Source organism: Alteromonas sp. RW2A1, assembly GCF_001886475.1.
GTDB lineage: Bacteria > Pseudomonadota > Gammaproteobacteria > Enterobacterales > Alteromonadaceae > Alteromonas > Alteromonas hispanica.
The window spans coordinates 1,919,908-1,943,782 of record NZ_CP018031.1; the positions used below are offsets into that span (position 1 = coordinate 1,919,908).

The window sequence follows — 23,875 nt, forward strand, 5'->3', positions numbered from 1 at the left end:
GCAGGACTGGACATATATGGATGTTACCCAGTTCATCGTACTGGCAATTTTTGCCAGTACGATTTTTGCGCTGATTTTTACCAATCAGCGCCCTGCCACTGTATTTTCTGGTGCAGTGTTGGGTTTACTGGTTACGCAGCAATTATCGCTAGATGACATTCTACTAAACTTGACGAACAAGGGCTTAATCACCCTTGTTTTGTTGCTTTTAGTCAGTAGTGCCATTGATAAAACTGCTCTTATCAAACGCCTTGGCAGAAAGTTAGTGACTGCTGACTTTACACGTTCATACTGGCGATTGTTCTCGCTGACATTTATCTCATCAGCGCTTCTCAACAACACTGCTATTGTGGCAAGCCTCATAGGCCCCATTAAGCAAAACCAACATCATCCAGCGTCAAGATTACTTATCCCCTTGTCCTATGCCGCTATTTTAGGTGGTACGGTGACATTAATTGGAACGTCTACAAACCTTATAGTCGATAGTTTTTTGCAAGAGCATGGACATCCTGGCTTCAACTTCTTTGACTTTACCCTATACGGTACTGTTGCTGGGTTGAGCTGCGGTTTATTGATGTTTCTGTTACTGCCACTACTACCGAATATCGGCAATAAGGACAGTAGCTACTTTGCCTATATGGTAGAAGCTGAGGTTGAAGCCGGCTCAGAGCTTATTGGCAAAACTGTTGAACAAAATCATTTGAGAAACCTTCCCGAGCTTTTCTTAGTAGAGATTGTCAGAGATAAGAATTTGATATCCCCTGTTGGCCCTGAGGTTGTTATTCTAGAAAGCGATAAGCTGATGTTTTCGGGTAACGTACAAAAGCTAGACAATTTAAGCCATATAAAAGGCTTAAGTATGTTTGCCGAAACCGATGGCGTTTTGCGGGAAAGCCTAACCGAGGTAGTGGTATCAAATCGTGCACAAATAATTGGGCAAACAATAAAGCAGTTGGGTTTTAGGGCGTTGTTTGATGCCGCTGTTGTTGCCATACGCAGAGACGGGGAACAACTCTCAGGTAAACTTGGGGAAATAAAATTAAAGTCTGGTGATTTTTTGCTTCTCGCAACAGGCCCTGACTTTGCGACTAGACAAAACCTGAGCAAGAACTTCTTCGTACTTTCAGAGCAAAAAATCGCTCGCCCGCTCACCAACAAGCAAGAATGGATCACGTTAGGTGGCTTTTTAACTACCGTTGCACTTGCTGCATCTGACATTATTAATTTAGCCATCGGTTTGCTATTTTTGGCTGCTGTTTTGGTCATCATGAAAGTAACGTCTAATGGTGAAATGAAACGAAACCTTCCCCTCAATTTAATTGTGGTGATTGTGGGCGCGTTGAGTTTAGCTACTGCACTTGAAACTTCAGGGGTAATCGCTGTTACAACTCAAGCGTTAATGCCCATACTGTCTGGCACTGACTGGTTTATTGCATTAATAGCTATATACCTGATTACACTGTTGCTTACTGAATTTGTGACTAATAATGCCGCTGCTGCCTTGATGTTTCCTTTTGCGTATGGCTTAGTGGAGATTATTGGTGCTCCGCTCATGCCCTTTGCTTTAGCCGTTGCCTTTGCTGCAAGTGCTAGCTTTATATCACCTTTTGGGTATCAAACTAATTTACTGGTATACAATGCCGCGAACTACCGGTTTTCCCATTTCATAAAAATAGGTCTACCTATATCGATTGTGTACAGCGCCATTGTGCTTTGCCTTCTTAATGCGACTTATTTTTAGCCCGTGGACGTCAGCTTCGAACATCAGGCTAGGTAAATGAGACAAAGAACGGTGATTAAGTTTTAAGTGAATAAGGAAGCAGTTGCTTCCTTATTTATTCTTATACTCTATATGGTATTAAACTTACCGTGTAAATTTGCTCAACAATTACTTACAAATTAGTATGTTGAAAAATTTGCATTGCGCTGTACTTTGGCGAGCCAACTCCGTACTCTACTAAAAAAAGCCGCTCTTATTCGAATGGCCAAATAACCAAATAAAAACAAAACTATTTTCATGGAGAAAGAAATGCACTCGGTTTCAAACCCATTCCAGGCTTGCAACGATATATTTTTTAAACCTAATGGCGTGTTCAAGGCAGTTGGAGAAAGGAACAACTGGAGTTGGATGCCATTTTTTATGGTGATGGGCATCACATTAGTACTGCAGTACCTGTACGTTAATTTTGTTGATATTGAATGGTTTGCGAATTTGAATATTGCTGCACAGGGCGATATGAGCCCAGCTGAAGAAGATCAAATGCGCGCCTTTTTCACCCGAAGCAGCTTAATGTGGTCTCAGCTTATTGGTGCGTTCTTTGTTCTCATTATCATTAACGCAATCTATGCCGTTTATCTAAACCTAGCCACCCGGGCAGATGACAGTCATGTTTTCGGTTTCACAGACTGGTACGGCTTCTCATGGTGGGTGTCTATGCCGTACGTGATAACAGGTTTATTAGGTCTTGCCATACTGCTCTTTGCCAACGACCATCAGATATCGCCAGCTGCATTAGCACCAACGTCGTTGAGCTATATTCTCAGTGTCCCCATGGATTCTGAGTGGTTTGCATTTTGTCAGGCAATTCGATTAGAGCTGTTTTGGGGTATCTACCTTGCTATGGTCGGTATATCGCAATGGACATCATTTTCTAAGCAAAAAGCTGCAATAATCGCGACGGCGCCTTACCTTATTATTTATTCAATTTGGCTTGTTGCTTTACTCGCATTCTAATTGATATTGCACGTTTTTACTGCTTTGGAACCTTTTTATATTGGCTTCCAAAGCGGTAACTGAGTCGGCATTTTCGCTCCCTCTCTAACCGGCCTAAAATACTCCTTGTTATTATAAAAATCGAGCGTCTGATCGTGGTGCCATCCCGGCACTCCTAATAAGGGAACGGGTTTTAGAATAGGAGCCTGCTGAAAATTATCTAACTGCACTATTCGCTCCACTAAAGCATTATCTATCACACTCCTTTGTTGCCAAGGATCTAATTTGCTAAAACCACTAGGAACAGCGACGGCAAGCCATTTGCCCGTTAAACCAATAAATGGGCTAAGCATCATTTCTAAATTCGCATGTCCGAAGATAAACGGTGTTACGCATTTTCCCCATTTATCTCGCTGCTGAATAAATACTTCATGCCATTCATGCATCGCGAGGCTAGCAAGAAACTGGTTTAGCTCTGCTTTGCTTACGTTTTCTGTTTTACTAAAACTGTCTCCAGCTTCAATAGCTAAGACAACACCGCATTCGTCGAAATGGGTTATTCGACTTCGTCTCGCCGTGCGAGGGTTCGCCCCGAAGTTTGCGATATCCTTAATATGGAGTGCATTAAGCAGTGATTTTGCTTTCGGAAACTGAACCCAAATGAGCGCATTAAATAAATCGTGCCAGTTGTCTTCTCGTGTGGGAACCACATTGTCTTCGCCAATAATGGTTTCATAGTATCGACTTTCAGTAGCTGGAAATGTGCTTTGTCCCTTGAACGTTGGGCCTTGCCATTTTGGTTGAAAACGTTGCACTACCCTGTTGAGCTGCTGCGCACTGGGAAAAGCATTTTCATTTAGCAAGTTTACTTCTGACAAAAGGGCGGTAACACAAGGAGAGGCAGAATCATGAAGATGGCTTTTATCGAAAGGAATATGTGCTGATTGCATAACACCTATTGGTTCAGATTATGGAATTCTCTATACTGATGACTACGGCGTGTCGTTTTTTACCATGTGTTTCTGATATTTTTGCAAAAATCGACACTCCCTATTGTAGAGCAAACAAAAACAATTAATAGAGATTAATAATGAAAAAAATGTTCTTGCCCTTGCTTGTTCCTGCGCTTTTTAGCGTAAGTGCATGTACACCATCTAACGATACAGAACCTCCACAAAACCAAGTGAAAAGCGCCTTGCCAGCAGAGGCGTCAACAAATTTTGATGACGTGTATAACAGCATTTCAGACACAGATATTAGAGAGCCGTTGAAGATCCTTTCATCAGACGAATTTGAGGGTCGTTTACCAACCACTGAGGGTGAAAGGAAGACAATTGATTATCTGGTAAGCCAATTTAAAGAAGCCGGTTTAGAGCCGGGAAATGGCGATAGCTACCTGCAAAAAGTAGCGTTGATGGAAATTACTGCTGACCCCGACATGACAATGTCAATTGGAGACAATAGCTTCACCTATAAAGAAGACATGGTGGCATCATCCAAACGCGAGCAAGCGTCAGTGAGTCTAGAAGACTCCGAGCTTGTATTCGTAGGCTATGGTGTCAATGCGCCTGAATATGATTGGAACGACTACGAAGGGTTAGATGTTACAGGGAAAACCGTGGTGATACTCATCAACGATCCTGGCTTTGAAAACCCTAAAAGCGGTAAATTTCAGGGTACAACAATGACTTATTATGGTCGTTGGAGCTATAAATATGAAGAGGCCAGTCGCCAGGGTGCTGCAGCCGCTATTATTGTGCACGAATCAGCTCCGGCTTCTTACGGTTGGTCGGTAGTGGCAAACAGTTGGAGTGGTCCTCAATACGGTCTTGTAACACCCGACAAAGGCGCGAGCAGAGTTGCAGTTGAAGGCTGGCTGACATTAGATGCAGCTAAAAAAGTGTTCAGTGATGCCGGATTAGATTTTACTAGCGAGAAGGCCAAGGCGATGAAAGGCCCCTATCACAAAGCCATGGATATCAAAGCCTCAGTTACCGTTAACAACACGTTCAAAAAGTCTGAGAGTAATAATGTTATTGCAACTTTACCCGGGTCTGCATTTGCAGATGATCACATCATCTATACAGCTCACTGGGATCATCTTGGTAAAGATGCTAGCAAAGAAGGCGATCAAATTTATAACGGTGCTCATGATAATGCTACCGGCACTGCCGCAATGATAGCGATGGCAAAGGCCTACTCTTCTCTAAGCCCTAGACCAAAACGCTCAGTATCATTTTTGGTCGTGACGGCAGAAGAGCAAGGTCTGTTAGGCAGCAAGTACTATGCGGCTAACCCGGTCATTCCACTTGAGAGAACCGTCGCCAATATTAATATGGATGCCATGAATGTATTGGGTAAAACTAAAAACGTTGCCGTGGTTGGAATGGGAAAATCTGAGCTTGAAACCTATCTTAAAAAGGCTGCAGATAAGCAAGGAAGAGTGCTAACACAAGAGGATAAACCAGAGGCAGGCTACTACTATCGCTCTGATCACTTCAGTTTTGCGAAGCAAGGCGTACCAGCGCTTTATGCTGAAGGAGGCGACGAGCCTGCCGATGAGGAAACAGCTAAATATCGCAAGCGCATGAATGTTATCGTTACAGGCTGCTATCACCAAGTATGTGATGAGTATAGAGACAGCTGGGACTTAAGCGGCATAGTGCAAGATACACAGATGTTATTCGACGTTGGTGTGAATGTAGCGAATGCGCCTATGTGGCCTAAATGGAACGAAGGCAGTGAGTTTCAGCGCCAGTATTAAAAACAAAGCTAAACCGAAAGCTTAAAGATAAGAAAAGCGTGAAGCCCCGTCCCAGCGGGGCTTCTTAATTTACTCTGCACGTTTTTTTGCACTGCATTCGCAATGTGCATCGCTGTACCAACTTCACTATCGATAAAAAATTCAATAGAAACTTGTTAATCGCAACTTGTTAATCGTAAACAGTGCAGAGGTTAGAACGCTAGTTTCTGGGAGCTAAAAGGAAAGGTCGCAGCTAGCTAAGGTATATCACTGACGATTTTTCAGGCAATTTAGAATACTTTTGCATTTTTGTCGTTAACAGGCTTCAAAAGAACTAATAAATTCCATTTTATCATCACAATGTACTTGCAATTTCCTGTCAGACTGGCACATTCAAGACACGCGAACCATACAAATCAAAAATAATAATCTTTCGCTGCTTATAGACAAGCGCCCGACAGAAATAACCCATTTTTTTCAATAAGTGAACAGAGAGAACTCGTTTTATGTGTGGTATTTTCGGTATCCTTGATATCAAAACCGATGTGTCTGAACTCAGAACCCAAGCCCTCGATTTATCTAAACTTTTGCGCCACCGTGGCCCTGACTGGTCGGGTATCTGGAATAATGACAATACCATTCTTTGTCATGAACGATTGGCTATTGTCGATGTAGATACAGGCGCTCAACCGCTTATCAGTCAGAACGACAAGCACATCCTTGCTGTTAACGGTGAAATATATAATCACAAGCAGTTAGCTGCTGATTTGGATGAGCCTTATCCATTTAAAACTCGCTCTGACTGCGAAGTTATACTTCCCCTATATCAACAAAAAGGCGTGGAGTTTATTGACGAACTAGAAGGAATGTTTGCTTTTATTCTTTATGACGAAGAAAAAGATGCATACCTAATCGCACGTGATCACATTGGTATTATCCCCCTTTACACAGGTTACGACGAGCACGGCAACTTCTATGTTTCTTCTGAAATGAAGGCGCTAGCCAGTGTGTGTAAAACCATAAGTGAATTTCCTCCAGGCCACTACATGTGGAGTAAGGAAGGCAAACTAACTAAATATTACAAGCGCGACTGGATGGACTATGAGAATGTAAAAGACAACAGCTCTGACCTAGAAGAGCTTCGAGTTGCATTTGAAAAGGCCGTGAAATCTCACATGATGTCAGACGTTCCTTACGCAGTACTTCTGTCAGGTGGTCTAGATTCCTCATTGGTGTCTGCAGTCGCAGCACAATATGTTGCCAAGCGTGTAGAAGATGAAGACAAAACAGACGCATGGTGGCCTAGACTCCACAGCTTCGCTGTCGGTTTAGAAGGTGCGCCTGACTTGAAAGCCGCCAAGAAAGTGGCTGATATGATTGGCACTGTGCACCACGAAATACATTTCACCATTCAAGAAGGTTTAGACGCGATCCGTGACGTTATTTTCCATCTTGAAACTTATGACACGACAACCATTCGTGCCGCCACACCTATGTATCTAATGACCCGAAAAATTAAGGCTATGGGTATTAAAATGGTGTTGTCGGGTGAAGGAGCTGACGAAATTTTTGGCGGCTACCTATATTTCCACAAAGCGCCAAATGCTAAAGAATTCCACGAAGAAACTGTTCGTAAGCTAGACCGTCTTCATATGTTCGACTGCGCCCGCGCTAACAAAGCGACTTCCGCCTGGGGTGTAGAAGCCCGCGTGCCTTTCCTTGATAAAAACTTCATTGATGTGGCCATGCGCTTGAACCCACAAGACAAGATGTGTCTTGATGGGAAAATGGAAAAATGGATCCTTCGTAAATCGTTCGATAACGGTGACACGCTTCCCGCAGAGGTTTTGTGGCGTCAAAAAGAGCAGTTTGGTGATGGCGTAGGCTATTCTTGGATAGACTCTATTAGAGATTTTGTAGACAACGAAGTGACTGATCAACAGCTTGCCACTGCCGAGTTCCGCTTCCCGCACAATACCCCTGATACGAAAGAAGGTTACTACTACCGCACTATTTTTGAGGGCTACTTCCCACAAGAAAGCGCGGCACGCTGTGTTCCAGGAGGAAAATCTATCGCGTGTAGTACCGTAGAAGCTCTTGAGTGGGATGAAAGCTTTAAGAACAATGCAGACCCGTCGGGTCGCTCAATGAAAGGGGTTCACTCGGGTGAATCTTAATATCAGCAGAGTAATTTGTTAACTAAAAAACGCGACGTAAAGTCGCGTTTTTTATTGCATAGACGTATACCACAGAGACTCATCATCTAATGGCGTATCATCGGGTAGCAAAGGGTTTTCAATCGTAAATATCGTTCTTTCGCTCATATTAATTTTATCGAGAACAGGCAAATAGGTAGACTGAAAAAGTTTATCAAACGACCCATCAGCTTTCGCTCTGCGAAGCCCCGACTCGATTAGATTTGCCAATGTTTTATTATTGTTGCTGACAAAATAATACATGGCAGTGGGATAATATAAGGCATAAGACGGTTCTAGGGATATGTTTGACCCTTTACCAAGCTTTTCAAGCTCAGGTGTGATCTCAATAACCGAGCGGGGAAAGAAATCGCCTCTCCCCTGCTTTAGAAAATCGTAGGCTTCATCGAACTCAGGCACAGTAAACACATTAAAGCCGTTGGCCTGTAAAATTTTGGTATCCGGCCAGTCTTCCCCTTGCACTGGAACAAAGCCACGCATATCTTCAATAGAACTAATGTTTTTGAACTTCGCCCGCTTTTTATCGTTTACTGCAAAAACTCGTAGACCGATTAGTCCTTTGGCAATAGGTATTCGGATAGCATTGAGATCTTTCTCCCTCTGGATATCCGTCATACTCCACACAACGTTTACCTGTCTATTTTCACGCAGCTGGCGCATTGCTTTACCAGATAGCAAAATTCTGTCTGAGGGACGTAGTTCATAGTTAACGCCTGTTTTGTCGAGCGCTAGTTTAAGCAGTGCTATGGGATATTGCGTGCGCTCGTCAGTATCGTCTATTGGACGCGGGTAAGTGATTGTCCACAACGCCCCTTGAACCGAAAAACAGCCAAGCAACAACACAAGAGCAAGTGCTCTACACATCCCTAACATTCCTTTATTTGTCATTAGGTTATTATTCAATACCTATATACTTATGTGTTTGTAAAGATAGCCGCCAGTTTCTCGCAATACAAGTCTTCACGGCTAATTCCGTTGCTCTTGGTTGCTGACTTATTGGCTGGAGACATACCTGCTTCCCTTCCAGTGACGACACATTAGCTAAAAGCGCGTCGAGTTCATCAATATGCTTTTGCATAGCAATGGGATGCTTTATTTCATTTGCGCGCTCTAGCGCACTGGTAAGTACTTCAAAACCGCCTCGCATATTTATCTTCGGCGATACCGTGACATATGTTCTTTCATCACAAAAAATTTCAAACGTGCCGCTTGTTTCAATTTGCGTTGTAAAGCCGTTATCGTGCAGTAATGTAGTCAGTCCCCGCAGGTCATACATACATGGTTCACCGCCGGTAATGACAACGTGCTTGGCTAGATACCCCTCTTTTTCGAATAAAGTGAGAAGCTCTTTATCATCGCTAAGAAAATATGTTTCTGACTCCTCTGTTTGCTCGATGATCTCTTTTGAGGAAACAATTAAGTCTTCCTTTATTTCCCATGTGTGTTTTGTGTCGCACCACGGACACCCCACTGGGCACCCTTGTAAACGAACAAAAATTGAGGGAATTCCTGTATGCGCTCCCTCACCTTGTATGGTTTCAAACATTTCATTGATGTTTAACGTGCTTAATACAGACAAATTGACGTCCTTTACCGATTGTATCTTGGGATTTTACCAAGGATCACATAAAATTCTGACATTATTTCTTAATTCGTTAAAAACTATGTCAGAAAACGTTGTTGTTATTTATTCAGGAGGTATGGATTCCTTCACTGTATTGCATAAAGCGCTTAGGGAAGGGAAAAAGGTGCACGCGCTTAGTTTCAATTACGGTCAACGCCATAAGAAAGAACTTGATTACGCAGCTGGGGTCTGTGAGTCGCTTAATGTGCCACATAAAGTGGTTGATATAAGTGCTATCAATTCTTTAGTGGGTGGTTCTGCGTTAACCTCTGATATTGAGGTTCCAGAAGGTCATTATGAAGAACCCAGTATGAAACAAACGGTTGTACCTAATCGCAATATGATTCTACTGTCACTTGCGGTTGGCTATGCAGTTAGTTTAGAGGCAAACAAAGTCTACTACGGTGCTCACGCTGGTGATCACGCTATTTACCCAGATTGTAGACCCGAATTTGTGCACCGTATGAATGACGTGTGCGGGATAGCAAATTACACCCCCGTTGAAATTGTCACTCCTTACATCGATGACAGCAAAACAGCAATTCTCACCGACGGCCTCAACATGGGGCTAGATTATGGCAAAACGTGGACATGCTATAACGGAAGAGAGAAAGCATGCGGAAAATGCGGGGCCTGCGAAGAACGTTTAGAGGCATTTAAGGACAATAACGCCACTGACCCCTTAGAATACGAGTAGTTCTTTTTAAGAGTCTAACTTGTGACTAAAGCCCTTTCACAAGGGCTATGTCCACAAAGCGCTTCTAACGGAAAAGTGACGTGAGAGCTTGAGGTCACTTCCTCATTGCAATACGCTGAAACGCCACTGAGCCGATATGCACAATGACAACGGATATGAAAGCACACACGCCTAACGCCCCGCCAATTCCATTTAGAAGCGGTAAAATAACCGCACTGATTGCGCCAAACACACAAGACGCGATCAAAATTCCGGTATGATTGAGTCGATGAGACGATGTCATGCCCACAAAGCTTCCGCCAAAGAACATAGTGGCATAAACGTTAGCTTTATCTGTACCAGCGAGCAACAAAACCAGTAGATAACATACTAACGTACCGGCACTGCTTGCTCTAACACTGTTCATCCAAGGTTGAGAACTAGCTTTGTATGTGACTATGCCTCCTAATAGCGCAAAGAAAAACAATACCATCAGAACATCATCGCTTTAGTTAAGATAACGCTAGCCACGGAAACGAAGGCAATTGCACCAAGCTTTCCGCCAATGCCAATTAATACATTCCTCAAGGCCGTATAAAGCGCGGCACCGATGATACTCATCAACATTAGATCGTAAACAGAAGAAACAATATTGTAGGAACACATTCCCGCAAAGGCCCCAGCATAGATTGCCGACTGTATGTGGTGTTTGAAACGTAAATGAGAGGGAAAAAAGCTACCTAAAAGGCCTATCGAGGCGGCGCTCACAACAACAGGCACGTGTAGTGAGCTGTGCAGGAAAAAGCAGCCGTAAATTCCAAAAAAGAATGAAAGTAACTTGGCTAAATAAAAAATACCTGTTTCTTTCAACGGTCTGCCTTCGCCACACAAAACCCATTTCTGCGCTGTAATTTTAGAAAAGTTTGCTATTATTTTTGGCTCTCAGCGATGAAATAACTAAGTTCTTTTATGCAGTGGCGTAACACTGGGTTTAACCGAGTATTTTTGCCATTCATTACAAACAATTCGTGGGTGAACTTAAATAGACTTCCGTTCGCGATAGGAACTAATCCTAATGCCGCTCCCTGCTCTTTTGCCATATAGTCGGGTAACAGACCTACATACTCTCCTGTCATAATAGCTGACATAGCAGCATCAAAGGAGTCGGAGAAGGTTTGAATAGCAAGACGTGATTCGTCTTCAATATAGTTAGCAGAAGACAAACCCGATATACCTATTGCAGGATAATCCTCAATATTTACATCATCGGGAAGTTCGGTATCTCGGTATTTTGCCAATGCATGAGTTGGTGAGCAGTATAAACGCCCTTCAACATCTAACCCCACAGGGTGAAAGGTTACCGATTCGGGTTTAACCATGTCATAGGTTGATACAACAAGGTGACATTCTCCAGATAGTGCTACGTGCTCTACTTCGTTATACAGACGCGTTTGAATATTTACGTGAATATCATCAAACTTTTTCATGGTGCTTTTAACGGCTTTACTTACCGCTAGATGCATTGAAAGCGGCAAGCCGGCCATGAGTACAAGCGTAATGTGCCCAGAGTAATCGTCATGAAGCGACTTCAGGTTGAAAACGAAGTTATCGAATGCGTTGAAAATACGCTTGGTTTCTTGAAAAACAACCTCGCCTTCCTTGGTCATCTGAAAACCGCCTCGGCCCCTATGACAAAGAACGAGATCTAAGCGCTCTTCCAACTTTTTGATTGCCGCGCTTATGTTGGGTCGCTGCATACGCAACACGGGTTCAGCCGCCGTAAATCCATTACAACTTGCCACTGCGTAAAACACACGCAATAGCTTAATATCCGATTCTTGGAGACGATTTAGCATAGTAGCACCTGTTTTAGGTATAGTTATTGATACTCTTCCACTAACTATATGAAACTAGACAGGCTATTACAACGACAATTTGCGACATTTAATCGCAATTATGGTGTTTTTTCTTTGTTATTTTAATCTCGTGGGTTATTCAGCTTTATACTGAATAACTGTTTTATAAGAGCGTGTTAGTCGTTGCTTTACAATTTTTGAGCAAAGATCATCACGCCCCTGTTGGTTAAAAATTTACGATAAAGCGACAACTTGCTTTCTCAAGGCTTCTACATCATCTCTCAGCGACGCTGCTTTTTCGAACTCGAGCTCTCTTGCATATTCAAACATTTGCTTTTCGAGTTCAGCAATTTGATCCATAAGATCAGTGGCACTGGCCGTCTTCTGCTGTTTTTTCTTCTCTTCTACCTTACGGAGTCTTACTTTACCAGACGCAGGGTGCGCGCTTTCACCTAAGTCCATAATATCGGTGATTGCCTTATTTAAACGCATTGGAGTGATATTATTCGCTTTGTTGTGCGCCATCTGTTTTTCACGGCGTCTATCGGTCTCGTCGATAGCTTTTCGCATCGACTTGGTGATGGTATCGCCATATAAAATAGCTTTACCGTTTAAGTGACGTGCAGCACGACCAATAGTTTGTATGAGAGAACGCTCAGCTCTTAAAAAGCCCTCTTTATCGGCATCTAATATGGCAACAAGAGAGACTTCAGGCATGTCTAAACCTTCTCGTAAGAGGTTTATTCCTACCAACACATCAAATTTCCCTAGACGTAAATCACGAATTATTTCGATACGCTCTACCGTATCTATATCTGAATGAAGATAGCGAACCTTGACGCCGTGTTCGTTCAAATATTCGCTCAAATCTTCCGCCATGCGCTTGGTAAGCGTGGTTATTAGTACCCGCTCATCTAACGCCACACGCTTGTGAATTTCAGAGAGTACATCGTCCACTTGAGTAGCAACAGGGCGCACTTCAATAATAGGGTCTAATAAACCAGTGGGTCTCACTACTTGTTCAACAATATCGCCTTCGGTTTTTTTCAACTCATAATCGCCGGGCGTTGCAGAAACATAGATTGTTTGAGGGCAAATCTTCTCGAACTCTTCAAACTTCAAAGGTCGATTATCTAGGGCCGATGGCAACCTAAAACCAAACTCAACCAATGTCTCTTTACGGGAGCGGTCGCCGCGATACATAGCACCCACTTGAGATACGGTTACATGAGATTCGTCGATAAACATCAGGCCATCGGCTGGAAAGTAATCTAACAAGGTTGGCGGTGGCTCGCCTGGAGCGCGACCAGAAAGGTAACGCGAGTAATTTTCGATACCAGAGCAATAGCCAAGCTCCATCATCATTTCTATGTCGAATTGCGTTCGCTGTGAAATTCGCTGCTCTTCAATCAGCTTATTCGCTTCTTGCAGCTGCTTTTTACGGTCTCCCAATTCATCCTTTATGTGCTCTATTGCGTTAAGAATTTTTTCTCTCGGCGTTACATAGTGAGTTTTAGGAAACACGGTAGCCCGCACTACTGACTTATCAACGGCACCAGTAAGTGGGTCAAACAAGCTTATTTTATCAATTTCATCATCGAAAAGCTCAACTCGCACAGCTTGCTTTTCCGAATCGGCGGGAAAGATATCTATGACATCACCGCGAACGCGAAAAGTGCCTCGCTCGAAAGCCAGATCGTTGCGCTTGTACTGCAATTCAGCAAGTCTTCTTAATATATCGCGCTGGTCCATAGTGTCGCCCTGGCGAAGGTGCAACAACATTTTCATATACGACTCAGGGTCGCCTAAGCCATAAATAGCAGACACACTGGCAATGATAATGACGTCTCTTCGCTCCATCAGCGCTTTAGTCGCTGACAGTCGCATTTGTTCTATGTGGTCATTAATAGAGGCATCTTTCTCAATAAACGTATCTGTAGTTGGCACATAGGCTTCAGGCTGATAATAATCGTAGTAAGATACAAAATACTCTACGGCATTATTCGGAAAGAACTCTTTCATCTCCCCATAAAGCTGCGCCGCTAACGTTTTGTTATGAGCTAGGATTAAAGTGGGACGCTGCACTTCTTTTATCACGTTAGCCATAGTAAATGTTTTACCCGAACCGGTAACACCTAACAGTGTTTGTGCGGCTAAACCGCTTTCCAAACCGTCCACTAAGGATTCAATTGCCGCGGGTTGATCGCCATCGGGTTTATATTTCGAATGAAGTTCGAAACCTCTACTCATTTCAATACCTTTATTTTGAGCTAACAGAGCTGTGGTCGCACTGCGCTATTGCTTTTTTAAACACGACAAGAGAAACACCCGCCATGGCCACGTTTGCAATAACGTTACCAACAAATAGTCCTTGCAGGCCGTATAAGTAACTGCCCGCAATACTAATGGGTACGAAGAAAACGAATAAGCGGATGATACTAAGAATTAGCGCGGTCATAGGACGATGCATAGCGTTCAACGATGAATTCGTTAACACTATGATCCCCTGCATGCCATAGCCTAGTGGCACAATCATAAGGAACAGTTGAATTAACGCACTCACTTTAGCTTCATTTGCAAATGCCTGTGCAATCCAATCAGACAGCCCCCACATGGCGAGAAACACTACGAATTGCCATACCAAAACAAATTTAAGCGCGAGCGAATAAGCATGCTTAACACGCTCTATTTGTGATGCACCAAAGTTTTGACTTATAAATGGAGGGAGAGTCATTGATAGTGCTAACACCACTATGTTAGCAATTGACTCCATTCGATTCCCGACCCCCCAGGCAGCTACAGCCTCAGCTCCGTAGGCTGCAACTATGGCTGTCATCACTCCACCGGCAATTGGTGTAAGCATGTTCGCCCCTGCGGCGGGCAATCCTATTTTTAGAATATCTCTGCTACTGGTGCGCAATTCAGCAAATGAAAGCAACCTTGGAAGCATCAACTTACGACTTACAGCCAAGATGTAAATAATCCAACCGGCGCCTACTATCCAAGCAATAAAGGTGGCAAGTGCAGCGCCTTTAATTCCCATTGCAGGGATAGGCCCAAAACCAAAAATGAATAACGGGTCAAGCAACGCATTTAAACCGCCGACAGACGCCATAACGATACTGGGAGTTTTCGTATCGCCACATGCTCTTAATACACTGTTGCCTACCATAGGGAGAGCAAGAAAAACACTCGATATATACCACAAGCCCATATAGTCAGAGATATAAGGCATTAGACGTTCAGAGGCATTGAGCATGGAAAAAACGGGGGGTATTGAGAAGAAACCTATAGTGGCCAACACGCCTACTAGCATTGCAGATAGAGTCAATGAACCAGTGGCATACAGCTTAGACTTCTCTAGCTCTTTACTTCCCTGTAAGCGTCCAATCGTTGCTGATGTGCCAATTCCAAGACCTATGGTTAAGCTAATAACGGTAAATGTCACAGGAAAAGTAAAACTAATTGCTGCTAAGGGATCGGTGCCAAGAAGGCTTACAAAAAAAGTATCAATTAAGCCGAAGCTCATCATCATGACCATGCCCAAAATCATCGGAATAGTCATACGCTTTAATGTTGGGCCTATGTCGCCTTCCAATAAGTTGGACACTTTACGATCTCGCTGGTCTTTAATCACTTACTCTCCTGTGCGTTTTTTATTTCTTGTCTTGGCGTCACACAACGTATGTAGATATTTATACGCCTATATAAAATATAAGTGCCATACTTACAGCTCTAATGTTGCGATTTGAAAAAAAATCTCGATTTAAAAACAAAAAATGTTTGCGTTTCTCTAGCACACATATCAGTACGTTCACTTCGCCGAACATCTCTGTCGCTACACATTTATAAGCTGCACACTTATTTGACTGCACACTTATTTAACTGCACCTACTCCCCTTCGTTGTGCAGCCGAACGGCGGTAGTTTAAAAGAGTGCTGGTTGTTATGCCACGGCTAAGCGATGAAATAGATATTTAGTGCGCCTTTAAACCTGATTTTGTTTTTGATGAAAATATTCTTTAGAGCAGCTTTTAATGCGAATAGGTTGAAATAAGATTTTGCCTTGGTAGTTTAATGTTTGTTATCAGAAGATAGAGAAATAAAGTCTCTTTCCAACTTTCAACCTCGTTACTACTCACTCGATTCGCCCATTGGAGTGCGGTATAAGCGGCAAATTTAGAAAATCAGTTCCCATTAGCAAAGCGTTAATGATGTTATAAACATGTAACAATTATTGAAAAAACATAAATTTAGCTGTTTGGCTTTTAGACATTCGTTGAATTAACACACAAGCTAAAATTTATCCATGGGATCAAGGTCGATCTGCTTAATAGATCTGCAAAGTGACTTTAATTAATTGATTTTTATAAACAAACAAAAAATAACCCACTCAATACATACCGATCAAAAGCTTTAAGATCGTTCTGTAACTAAGTATAAAATCAACCTATCAACATAGTTATCCACAGAATTAGTGGATAACTAACGGCAGGCCATAGTTGGCGCGATTTGTTGAACAAAAAGTCTCATAAAAGGTAAGTAATGACTAACCTTTTAATCCTTAGGTTCAGGTTACAGATTTATGAAACCCTGTACATAATACCAGTATGAAAGCTTTTTTTTATTCTTTTTTGTTATAGCATTCGCGCAATAACCGATATGCGAATTTAGACATTCCACAGTCTCTTCCAGCACTAGGAAAATAATATTTAATCGGCAGGATACGGCCCTATGCTCAGTAATTAAGCACAAATTTTACCGTACTGACGACAAATTAAGCACAAAAGGCAAGAAAAGCTATTTTTTGTGCAGTCAGAACAAATATTTTAGATATATTGTTGACAGCAACAATGTACCTCTTTAATATTCGCCCCCGTTGAAGCACAGGTCCCCCTTAGCTCAGTTGGTTAGAGCGACGGACTGTTAATCCGCAGGTCCCCCGTTCGAGTCGGGGAGGGGGAGCCAAGCTTTCAACAACGAATTAAGTGTCAATTCCCCCTTAGCTCAGTTGGTTAGAGCGACGGACTGTTAATCCGCAGGTCCCCCGTTCGAGTCGGGGAGGGGGAGCCACTTAATTGGCCAAAGCTGCTCTGGCTTGGGTTGTCATACGAAAAACTCCTTTTTTATTTACCCTTTTAGAAACAACATTACATTAAATTACCCTAATTCAATCAAGTTGTTAAACCTGCCTTAAAAAGGGATAATAGCGCTATATCGCTTTCTTTTTTATTCGTGGGCAATGACCCTAGCAATTGTTGAAGGAATTGTTTTTCCATGTTGGTTTTTTCATGACTGAATTTCTACTGCTTTTGATTGGCACAGTATTGGTAAACAACTTCGTTTTGGTGAAGTTTTTAGGGCTATGTCCATTTATGGGAGTTTCGAGCAAGCTTGAAACTGCTATGGGTATGTCTATGGCCACTACCTTTGTACTCACGCTAGCATCGGCATCGAGTTATCTCGTGGAAACTTATCTTCTTGCCCCTTTAGGGTTGAGTTATCTAAGAACTTTAGCCTTTATTCTAGTTATTGCAGTGGTAGTGCAGTTTACTGAAATGGTGGTCCATAAAACCAGCCCCACACTCTATAGGCTTCTCGGGATCTTTCTTCCTCTTATTACAACAAACTGCGCTGTGCTTGGTGTTGCCTTGTTAAATTTAACTGAGCAACACAACTTTATGCAAAGCCTTATATATGGTTTCGGCGCTGCGCTCGGCTTCTCATTGGTACTTATATTGTTTGCAGCTATGCGTGAACGACTCGCCGCAGCGGATGTTCCGGTTGCGTTTAAAGGGGCCTCAATCGCAATGATAACCGCTGGGTTAATGTCGCTGGCATTTATGGGTTTCAGTGGGTTGGTGAAAGTATAATGTCTATTTCTTTCGCAGTTATCACAATTGGCATATTGTCCGTTATTTTTGGTTTGATTTTAGGCTACGCGAGTATTCGCTTCCACGTAGAAGGCGACCCTCTTGTTGATAAAATTGATGAAATTTTGCCGCAAACACAGTGCGGTCAGTGTGGTTATCCGGGTTGTAAGCCTTATGCAGAGGCTATTGCTAATGGGGATGATATTAACAAGTGTCCTCCTGGCGGTGAATCCACGATTAAAAAGTTAGCTGACCTGATGGGGGTAGAAGCAAAACCCCTTGATGCTGCGCACGGTGAAGAAGACTCAAAAAAAGTCGCGTTTATTCGCGAGGACGAATGCATTGGATGCACAAAGTGTATTCAAGCATGTCCGGTGGACGCAATTTTAGGTGCGGCAAAGCACATGCATACGGTTATTACCGATGAGTGTACTGGTTGCGATCTTTGTGTTGACCCCTGCCCTGTAGACTGCATCAACATGGTTCCATTGGTGCAAACCACATCCACGTGGAACTGGGACTTTTCTGCCTCACCGAAAGGTGACATTCCTATAAAAATGGTGTCTTAATTGTGTTGTCTCCTAGCTTCGATTCCATTATAGAAAACCTTAACGACGGTAAACTCTACTCCTTCCCAGGTGGCGTGCATCCTGACGATAGAAAATCTCTGTCTAATAACACGTCGATACAAACCCCGTCACTTCCCGAACACCTCATCATTCCTATGCGTCAACATATTGGATCAGATGGTGCGTGCTGTGTAGAGGTAGGTGACAGGGTTTACAAAGGCCAAATATTGTCGCAGAGCGCCACGCCCTTCGCCGTGCCAGTTCACGCTCCAACCTCTGGCGAAATTATCGCAATTGCGCCGCATGTAGTTGCGCACCCAAGCGGCTTAACCGAAATGTGTATTACGCTTAAGCCTGATGGTAATGATACGTGGTGCGACTTGCAGCCCATACCCAATTATCTTGATGAGAATAAAAACGAGATCATTAAGCATATCTGTCAAGCGGGTATTTCGGGAATGGGTGGCGCTGGCTTCCCTACCCATATTAAGACTTCCACGTCGAAGCCTATCGAATTCTTAGTACTTAATGGCATTGAATGCGAGCCATACATCACGTCAGACGACAGACTGATGCGAGAGCATGCGTGGCAAATTAGACAGGGCTTAGATATTTTGGCTCACCTTATTAACCCTCAGGCGATAATTATTGCCATTGAAGATAATAAGCCTGAGGCTCTCCAAGCTCTGAACATTGCTTGCCAAGATAAAGAATCTTACCGCGTAGTGAGTGTAGAAACTAAGTACCCGGCAGGCGGCGAAAAACAACTTATACAGGTATTAACCGGCAGAGAAGTTCCTCGCGACGGCTTACCCATAGATATTGGCATTGTAATGTTCAATGTGGGCACGTGCTACGCCGTAGCCGATGCGATTTTGCAAGGCAAACCTTTGATAGAGCGCATTGTTACCGTGACAGGAGAGGCCGTTAAGAAGCCGGGGAATTTCAGAGCACTCATTGGTACTCCTGTCGCGCATCTTCTTGAACAGGCTGAATACAACCCTAAAAAGCAAAAAGTACCTAAGGTAGTGATGGGCGGCCCGATGATGGGCTTCACCCTATCAGACGCAACAATTCCTATTGTTAAAACCACAAACTGCCTGCTAGTTCCCAGCAAAAAAGAATTGGTAGACGAAGGGGCTGAGCGCCCCTGCATTCGCTGTAGTGCTTGCGCAGATGCTTGCCCTGCCTCTCTGCTGCCTCAGCAAATGTTTTGGCATGCTAAAGCGAAAGAATATGACAAAGCAGAAGACTACGACTTATTTGACTGTATAGAGTGCGGCGCATGTGCATACGTATGCCCTAGTGAGATCCCCTTGGTTCACTACTACCGACAGGCAAAAGCAGATATTCGACTGCAGCGAGACGAAAGAAATAAGGCAGAAAAAGCCAAGCAGCGCTTTGAAGCACGAAACGAAAGGCTTGAGCGAGAGAAGCGTGAAAGAGAGGAAAAGCATCGCAAGGCGAAAGAAGCAAGGCTCGCAGCAAGCAAAGCCAAGCCTTCTGGCGCAGAAGAAGCTGCTTCACCGGTAAACGAAACAAAAGATAAAGTTGCCGCAGCACTTGCTAGGGCTAAGGCTAAAAAAGCCGCTCTTCAAGCAAACTCATCAACAGGGGATGTTTCCTCTAAAACAATTTCCGAGTCGAACTCGCAAGCCGCTGACGAAGATAATAAAACTCAAACTGCAGCCAACGACAAAAAGGCGCAAGTCGCCGCAGCAATAGCGAGAGCAAAAGCGAAAAAAGAAGCTCAAGCTAGCTCAGCGAAAAACCCAGATGCACCACTCGCTGAAACGCACAACGCTGATTCCACATCGGCCGATGCTAAAAAGGCTAAAGTAGCTGCGGCTATAGCTCGTGCGAAGGCAAAAAAAGCGGCGCAAGAAACAAAAGATAATGCCCCGTCAAACGAGCCTCAGCAAGTTGAAAGCACTCAATCTACCTCAGACAACGCAAAGGACAGTGCAAAGGAAAGCGAAAATGAGAGCAGAAATGAGAGCGGAGTAACTCCCAAGGAGCCTAACACTTCCGAAGCCAGCGGTGGAGCAACTTCAGCAGCTGAAGCAAAAAAAGCGCGTATTGCTGCGGCAGTAGCAAAGGCTAAAGCCAAAAAAGCGAGTGCTCAAGGCAGTACATCGGCCAGCAATGCCGCAAATAGCAATTCTTCCACCAGCGATGCTCACACAGACGATGCGATGACTAGCGATACAAGTAATGATACTTCTGTATCTACCGGTAACATAACGCCAGATGACAAAAAGGCGCGCATAGCGGCGGCAGTGGCAAAAGCGAAGGCTAAAAAAGCGGCGGCTGATAAAGAGAAAGAGTCGAAATGAAACTAAGTTTATCAAGCTCACCACATCAAAGAGTCAGACGTGACACTGGGCAAGTCATGCGTATTGTTATTTATGCAATGATTCCTGGCATGCTGGCTCAGACATTCTTCTTTGGCTGGGGAATGCTAATTCAAGCGGTAATTGCGGTGTTTAGCGCTGTTCTTTTTGAAGGTGTTATCTTGTACTTAAGAAATCGACCTATAGAAAGAACACTCACCGATTATAGTGCAGTACTTACTGGGCTTTTAATCGCTATTAGTATTCCCCCAACGCTACCATGGTGGATGACGGTTATTGGCGTGTTTTTTGCCATTGGGGTAGCAAAACAAGTTTACGGCGGTCTAGGTTTCAATATTTTTAACCCTGCTATGATTGCCTACGTGGTTTTACTTATTTCGTTTCCAGCCGCGATGAGCCTCTGGCTTCCTGCCACAACGCAAGCGGGGATTACACCCAGCTTTTTAGACTCTGTTTCACTTATTTTTACCGGTTTCACCACCAGCGGCTACGACGTTACTCAGTTGAGAACTATCGCCGACGGCGTGACAATGGCAACGCCGTTGGATACGTTAAAAACCGATCTGACTCAAGGGCTAACCTACTCAGAATCATTATCAAAGGCGACATTTAACGGAAGCTTCTTTGATGCTGCGGGCGCAGGATGGGGATGGGTTAGCCTAGCCTACTTACTTGGCGGCCTTGCACTTGTAAAAACTCGTGTCATTAGTTGGCATATTCCCGGCAGCATGATTGTGAGTGTATTCATCTGCGCAGCCGTTTTGCATTTAGCTAATGGCGACGTTTACGCGTCACCACTCTTTCACTTATTAAATGGCGCTGTTATCGTTGGCGCTTTCTTTATCGCAACAGATCCAGTATCAGCCTCAACTACACCTAGAGGCCGCATTATCTTTGGTGCCGCAATTGGGTTTTGGATTGTAATTATTCGTGTCTTTGGTGGATACCCAGACGCGGTTGCCTTTGCCGTGATTATCATGAATATGGCGGTACCCTTAATCGACTATTACACTCGCCCCCGAGTCTATGGCAAGAATGTGACCAGTAAACGAGGTGCAAAGTAATGTTGAAAGATAGCTTAGTTAAAAATGGCGCTATGCTAGGTGCATTTGCCATTGTTACCACAGCACTTATTGCCGTTACTTTTTTTGGTACCAAGGACACCATCGAAGAACAAAAGAAGCGCAAGTTACTCAGTGTTCTAAATGAAGTAGTTCCTAACAACCTACACACCAATGCGCTGTATGCTGACTGTACTGTCACTGATTCAAAATTATTAGGGCCTGGTCAGCATGCGATTTATAGAGCGCGTTTAGATAATTCACCAAGTGCGCTAGTCGTTCAGGCAACAGCGCCCGATGGATATAGCGGCAACATTGATATGGTGATTGGCGTTAACACCCAATTAGAGGTGCTAGGCGTTCGCGTAGTGGAGCATAAAGAGACACCAGGACTTGGTGACAAAGTAGAGCTTGCGATAAGTGATTGGATAACTTCCTTTGCTGGCAAAGATTTCTCAAGTGATAACCTGGCGCCATGGCAAGTTAAGAAAGACGGTGGTGAGTTTGACCAGTTTACTGGCGCAACAATTACCCCTAGAGCAGTAGTGAGTGCAGTGAAAAACGCTCTTTTGTACGTTGAAACCAATCAGCAGGCATTATTTGATGCGGCAAATGCCTGCGACATAACAGACACGGCAGATGTTCAGGCAGTGAAAAGTCAAGCTGCTGATTACCAAACATCTGAGGAGCAAATATAATGACCGATTTTCGCGACCTATCGCTTCAAGGGCTATGGAAGAACAACCCTGCTCTAGTGCAGCTTCTCGGACTCTGTCCGCTGCTAGCGGTAACCTCAACCTTCATTAATGGCTTAGGCCTTGGCCTTGCCACAATGCTTGTGCTCATTGGCAGTAATGTAACCGTATCTTTAGTGCGTAACATTGTGCGCAATGAAATCCGTATTCCTGTGTTCGTTATGATCATTGCCTCGTTTGTGACTATTGTGCAGCTTCTTATGAACGCCTACACCTACGAGCTATATTTAGCACTGGGGATTTTTATTCCTTTAATTGTGACTAACTGCGCCATCATTGGCCGAGCGGAAGCTTTTGCCTCGAAAAATAAGCCGCTGGCGTCAGCGTATGACGGTGCCATGATGGGGCTTGGTTTTACAGCTGTTCTGGTTATTCTCGGCGGTTTGAGAGAGGTGTTAGGTGCAGGCACTCTACTCGCTGGAGCCGATAGACTCTTTGGCGATGCTGCTAAAAATTGGACAGTTGTTCTATTTGAGACCGATAGCCCGTTTTTACTCGCCATTCTTCCTCCTGGCGCTTTTCTCGCAATGGGCTTGCTAATAGCGTTAAAAAATATGATAGATGCGAAGCTGGCAGCAAGAGAAACAGCACCAAAAGAGAAAGCAGAAAGGGCTAGAGTAACGGCAGAGGCGTAAAAAGTAGTTTATGTATGCTTAACTCTCATTGCTTAAACCAAAATAAATAAGAACAAATAAGGTATACATTACATGGGTGGTGCAGTGAAAACGTTAACAAAAAAAGAGAAAGTTCAGGCTATTATGGATATTCTCGATGAACTTTACCCAGAAGTTCCAGTGCCTCTAGATCACAAAGATCCTTACACCCTCTTAGTGGCTGTTTTACTTTCAGCACAATGTACCGACGAGCGCGTTAACCAGATAACACCTAAACTCTTTGCCATAGCCGATAATCCCTACGATATGGTTTCAATGAGTATTGAGGAAATTCAAAATATCATAAGGCCATGTGGTCTCTCACCAATGAAATCAAAAGGTATCTGGCATCTGTCAGATATGATTATAAAGCAGCATAACGGTGAGGTACCTAAAGACTTTGCCGCGCTTGAAGCCATGCCAGCAGTAGGCCACAAAACCGCCTCAGTAGTAATGTCTCAAGCGTTTGGTGTACCTGCATTTCCCGTAGATACCCACATTCATCGTTTGATGTATCGATGGGGTCTGTCTAATGGTAAAAGCGTCGAGCAAACCGAGAGAGATGCGAAACGCTTATTCCCCAGAGAAAAGTGGAACGACCTTCACCTGCAGATTATATTTTATGGTCGCGAATATTGCCCTGCACGAGGCTTTTCACTCGATAGATGCATTATTACGAGAGAGTTTGGACGAAAGAGCTTTATTAACGAAGTATTGAAAGAAAAAGAGAAAAAGGACAAAAAACTTGCGCTAACGTCAAAACGGAAAGGTTAGTTTAAAAAT

General features: G+C 43.6%; 20 protein-coding genes and 2 tRNA genes. 14 read left to right on the forward strand and 8 right to left on the reverse strand.

The genetic code is table 11. The features are described from left to right. Window positions 1-16: 16 nt before the first annotated feature. Both BM528_RS08615 and BM528_RS08620 read left to right on the forward strand, forming a co-directional pair. A complete protein-coding gene (locus BM528_RS08615) occupies window positions 17-1,741 on the forward strand; it encodes an SLC13 family permease (RefSeq protein ID WP_071979532.1) in 1,725 nt (574 codons plus the stop codon). Window positions 1,742-2,029: 288 nt separating this feature from the next. Beyond that, entirely contained in the window at window positions 2,030-2,734 is a 705-nt protein-coding gene (locus BM528_RS08620) for a YIP1 family protein (protein ID WP_071979533.1), read from the forward strand. Window positions 2,735-2,769: 35 nt separating this feature from the next. On the opposite strand, the gene BM528_RS08625 is transcribed toward BM528_RS08620, so the two are convergent. Then, complete coding sequence (locus tag BM528_RS08625; protein ID WP_071979534.1) at window positions 2,770-3,663, reverse strand: DUF3025 domain-containing protein; 894 nt, start codon at window positions 3,661-3,663, stop codon at window positions 2,770-2,772. A gap of 140 nt (window positions 3,664-3,803) precedes the next feature. Between BM528_RS08625 and BM528_RS08630 the strand changes: the two genes are divergently transcribed. Together BM528_RS08630 and asnB are read left to right on the forward strand one after the other, a co-directional pair. Continuing rightward, entirely contained in the window at window positions 3,804-5,477 is a 1,674-nt protein-coding gene (locus BM528_RS08630) for a M28 family metallopeptidase (RefSeq protein WP_071979535.1), read from the forward strand. 485 nt (window positions 5,478-5,962) lie between these two features. Beyond that, window positions 5,963-7,633 (forward strand): asparagine synthase B, encoded by a 1,671-nt coding sequence (gene asnB, locus BM528_RS08635; RefSeq protein WP_071979536.1) that lies wholly within the window; start codon window positions 5,963-5,965, stop codon window positions 7,631-7,633. A 51-nt stretch (window positions 7,634-7,684) separates the two neighbouring features. Here the strand turns inward: asnB and BM528_RS08640 are convergent, their stop codons facing one another. Together BM528_RS08640 and queE are read right to left on the reverse strand one after the other, a co-directional pair. Beyond that, entirely contained in the window at window positions 7,685-8,536 is an 852-nt protein-coding gene (locus BM528_RS08640) for a substrate-binding periplasmic protein (protein ID WP_232230614.1), read from the reverse strand. Between the two features lie 31 nt (window positions 8,537-8,567). After that, window positions 8,568-9,218 (reverse strand): 7-carboxy-7-deazaguanine synthase QueE, encoded by a 651-nt coding sequence (gene queE / locus BM528_RS08645; protein WP_071981237.1) that lies wholly within the window; start codon window positions 9,216-9,218, stop codon window positions 8,568-8,570. A gap of 118 nt (window positions 9,219-9,336) precedes the next feature. Here queE and queC point away from each other — a divergent pair, with 118 nt between their 5' ends. Then, on the forward strand, window positions 9,337-9,993 hold the full coding sequence (gene queC / locus BM528_RS08650; RefSeq protein ID WP_071981238.1) for a 7-cyano-7-deazaguanine synthase QueC: 657 nt from the start codon (window positions 9,337-9,339) through the stop codon (window positions 9,991-9,993). A 94-nt stretch (window positions 9,994-10,087) separates the two neighbouring features. Here queC and BM528_RS08655 read toward each other — a convergent pair whose 3' ends face one another. The 5 genes from BM528_RS08655 to BM528_RS08675 all read right to left on the reverse strand — a co-directional run bounded on the left by BM528_RS08655 (window position 10,088) and on the right by BM528_RS08675 (window position 15,381). Next, entirely contained in the window at window positions 10,088-10,465 is a 378-nt protein-coding gene (locus BM528_RS08655; protein ID WP_071979538.1) for a hypothetical protein, read from the reverse strand. Then, a complete protein-coding gene (locus BM528_RS08660; RefSeq protein ID WP_232230615.1) occupies window positions 10,465-10,842 on the reverse strand; it encodes a hypothetical protein in 378 nt (125 codons plus the stop codon). The genes BM528_RS08655 and BM528_RS08660 overlap by 1 nt, the downstream gene beginning before the upstream one ends. Window positions 10,843-10,901: 59 nt before the next feature. Further along, window positions 10,902-11,828 (reverse strand): LysR family transcriptional regulator, encoded by a 927-nt coding sequence (locus BM528_RS08665; RefSeq protein WP_071979539.1) that lies wholly within the window; start codon window positions 11,826-11,828, stop codon window positions 10,902-10,904. A gap of 234 nt (window positions 11,829-12,062) precedes the next feature. Further along, window positions 12,063-14,078 carry an excinuclease ABC subunit UvrB gene (gene uvrB / locus BM528_RS08670; protein ID WP_071979540.1) on the reverse strand — a complete coding sequence of 672 codons (2,016 nt, stop codon included), beginning with the start codon at window positions 14,076-14,078 and terminating at the stop codon, window positions 12,063-12,065. Between the two features lie 10 nt (window positions 14,079-14,088). Continuing rightward, a complete protein-coding gene (locus BM528_RS08675; RefSeq protein ID WP_083595376.1) occupies window positions 14,089-15,381 on the reverse strand; it encodes an MATE family efflux transporter in 1,293 nt (430 codons plus the stop codon). Between the two features lie 1,337 nt (window positions 15,382-16,718). On the opposite strand from BM528_RS08675, the gene BM528_RS08680 reads away from it, so the two are divergent. The 9 genes from BM528_RS08680 to nth all read left to right on the forward strand — a co-directional run bounded on the left by BM528_RS08680 (window position 16,719) and on the right by nth (window position 23,866). Next, a tRNA-Asn gene (locus BM528_RS08680) sits at window positions 16,719-16,795 on the forward strand. Window positions 16,796-16,823: 28 nt separating this feature from the next. After that, window positions 16,824-16,900 (forward strand) — tRNA-Asn (locus tag BM528_RS08685). 218 nt (window positions 16,901-17,118) lie between these two features. Further along, entirely contained in the window at window positions 17,119-17,700 is a 582-nt protein-coding gene (rsxA, locus tag BM528_RS08690; RefSeq protein ID WP_071979542.1) for an electron transport complex subunit RsxA, read from the forward strand. Further along, a complete protein-coding gene (gene rsxB, locus BM528_RS08695; protein ID WP_071979543.1) occupies window positions 17,700-18,269 on the forward strand; it encodes an electron transport complex subunit RsxB in 570 nt (189 codons plus the stop codon). Before rsxA ends, rsxB begins: the two co-directional genes overlap by 1 nt. A 2-nt stretch (window positions 18,270-18,271) precedes the next feature. Next, window positions 18,272-20,605, forward strand: a complete 2,334-nt coding sequence (gene rsxC / locus BM528_RS08700; protein ID WP_442855901.1) for an electron transport complex subunit RsxC — start codon at window positions 18,272-18,274, stop codon at window positions 20,603-20,605. Continuing rightward, the gene (gene rsxD / locus BM528_RS08705) at window positions 20,602-21,687 is read left to right on the forward strand and encodes an electron transport complex subunit RsxD (RefSeq protein WP_071979545.1); all 1,086 of its coding nucleotides are present in this window, start codon (window positions 20,602-20,604) and stop codon (window positions 21,685-21,687) included. Before rsxC ends, rsxD begins: the two co-directional genes overlap by 4 nt. Beyond that, complete coding sequence (rsxG, locus tag BM528_RS08710; protein WP_071979546.1) at window positions 21,687-22,382, forward strand: electron transport complex subunit RsxG; 696 nt, start codon at window positions 21,687-21,689, stop codon at window positions 22,380-22,382. Before rsxD ends, rsxG begins: the two co-directional genes overlap by 1 nt. After that, the gene (locus BM528_RS08715) at window positions 22,382-23,074 is read left to right on the forward strand and encodes an electron transport complex subunit E (protein ID WP_071979547.1); all 693 of its coding nucleotides are present in this window, start codon (window positions 22,382-22,384) and stop codon (window positions 23,072-23,074) included. The genes rsxG and BM528_RS08715 overlap by 1 nt, the downstream gene beginning before the upstream one ends. An 84-nt stretch (window positions 23,075-23,158) precedes the next feature. Next, complete coding sequence (gene nth, locus BM528_RS08720) at window positions 23,159-23,866, forward strand: endonuclease III (protein WP_232230616.1); 708 nt, start codon at window positions 23,159-23,161, stop codon at window positions 23,864-23,866. The last annotated feature ends 9 nt before the right edge of the window (window positions 23,867-23,875 follow it).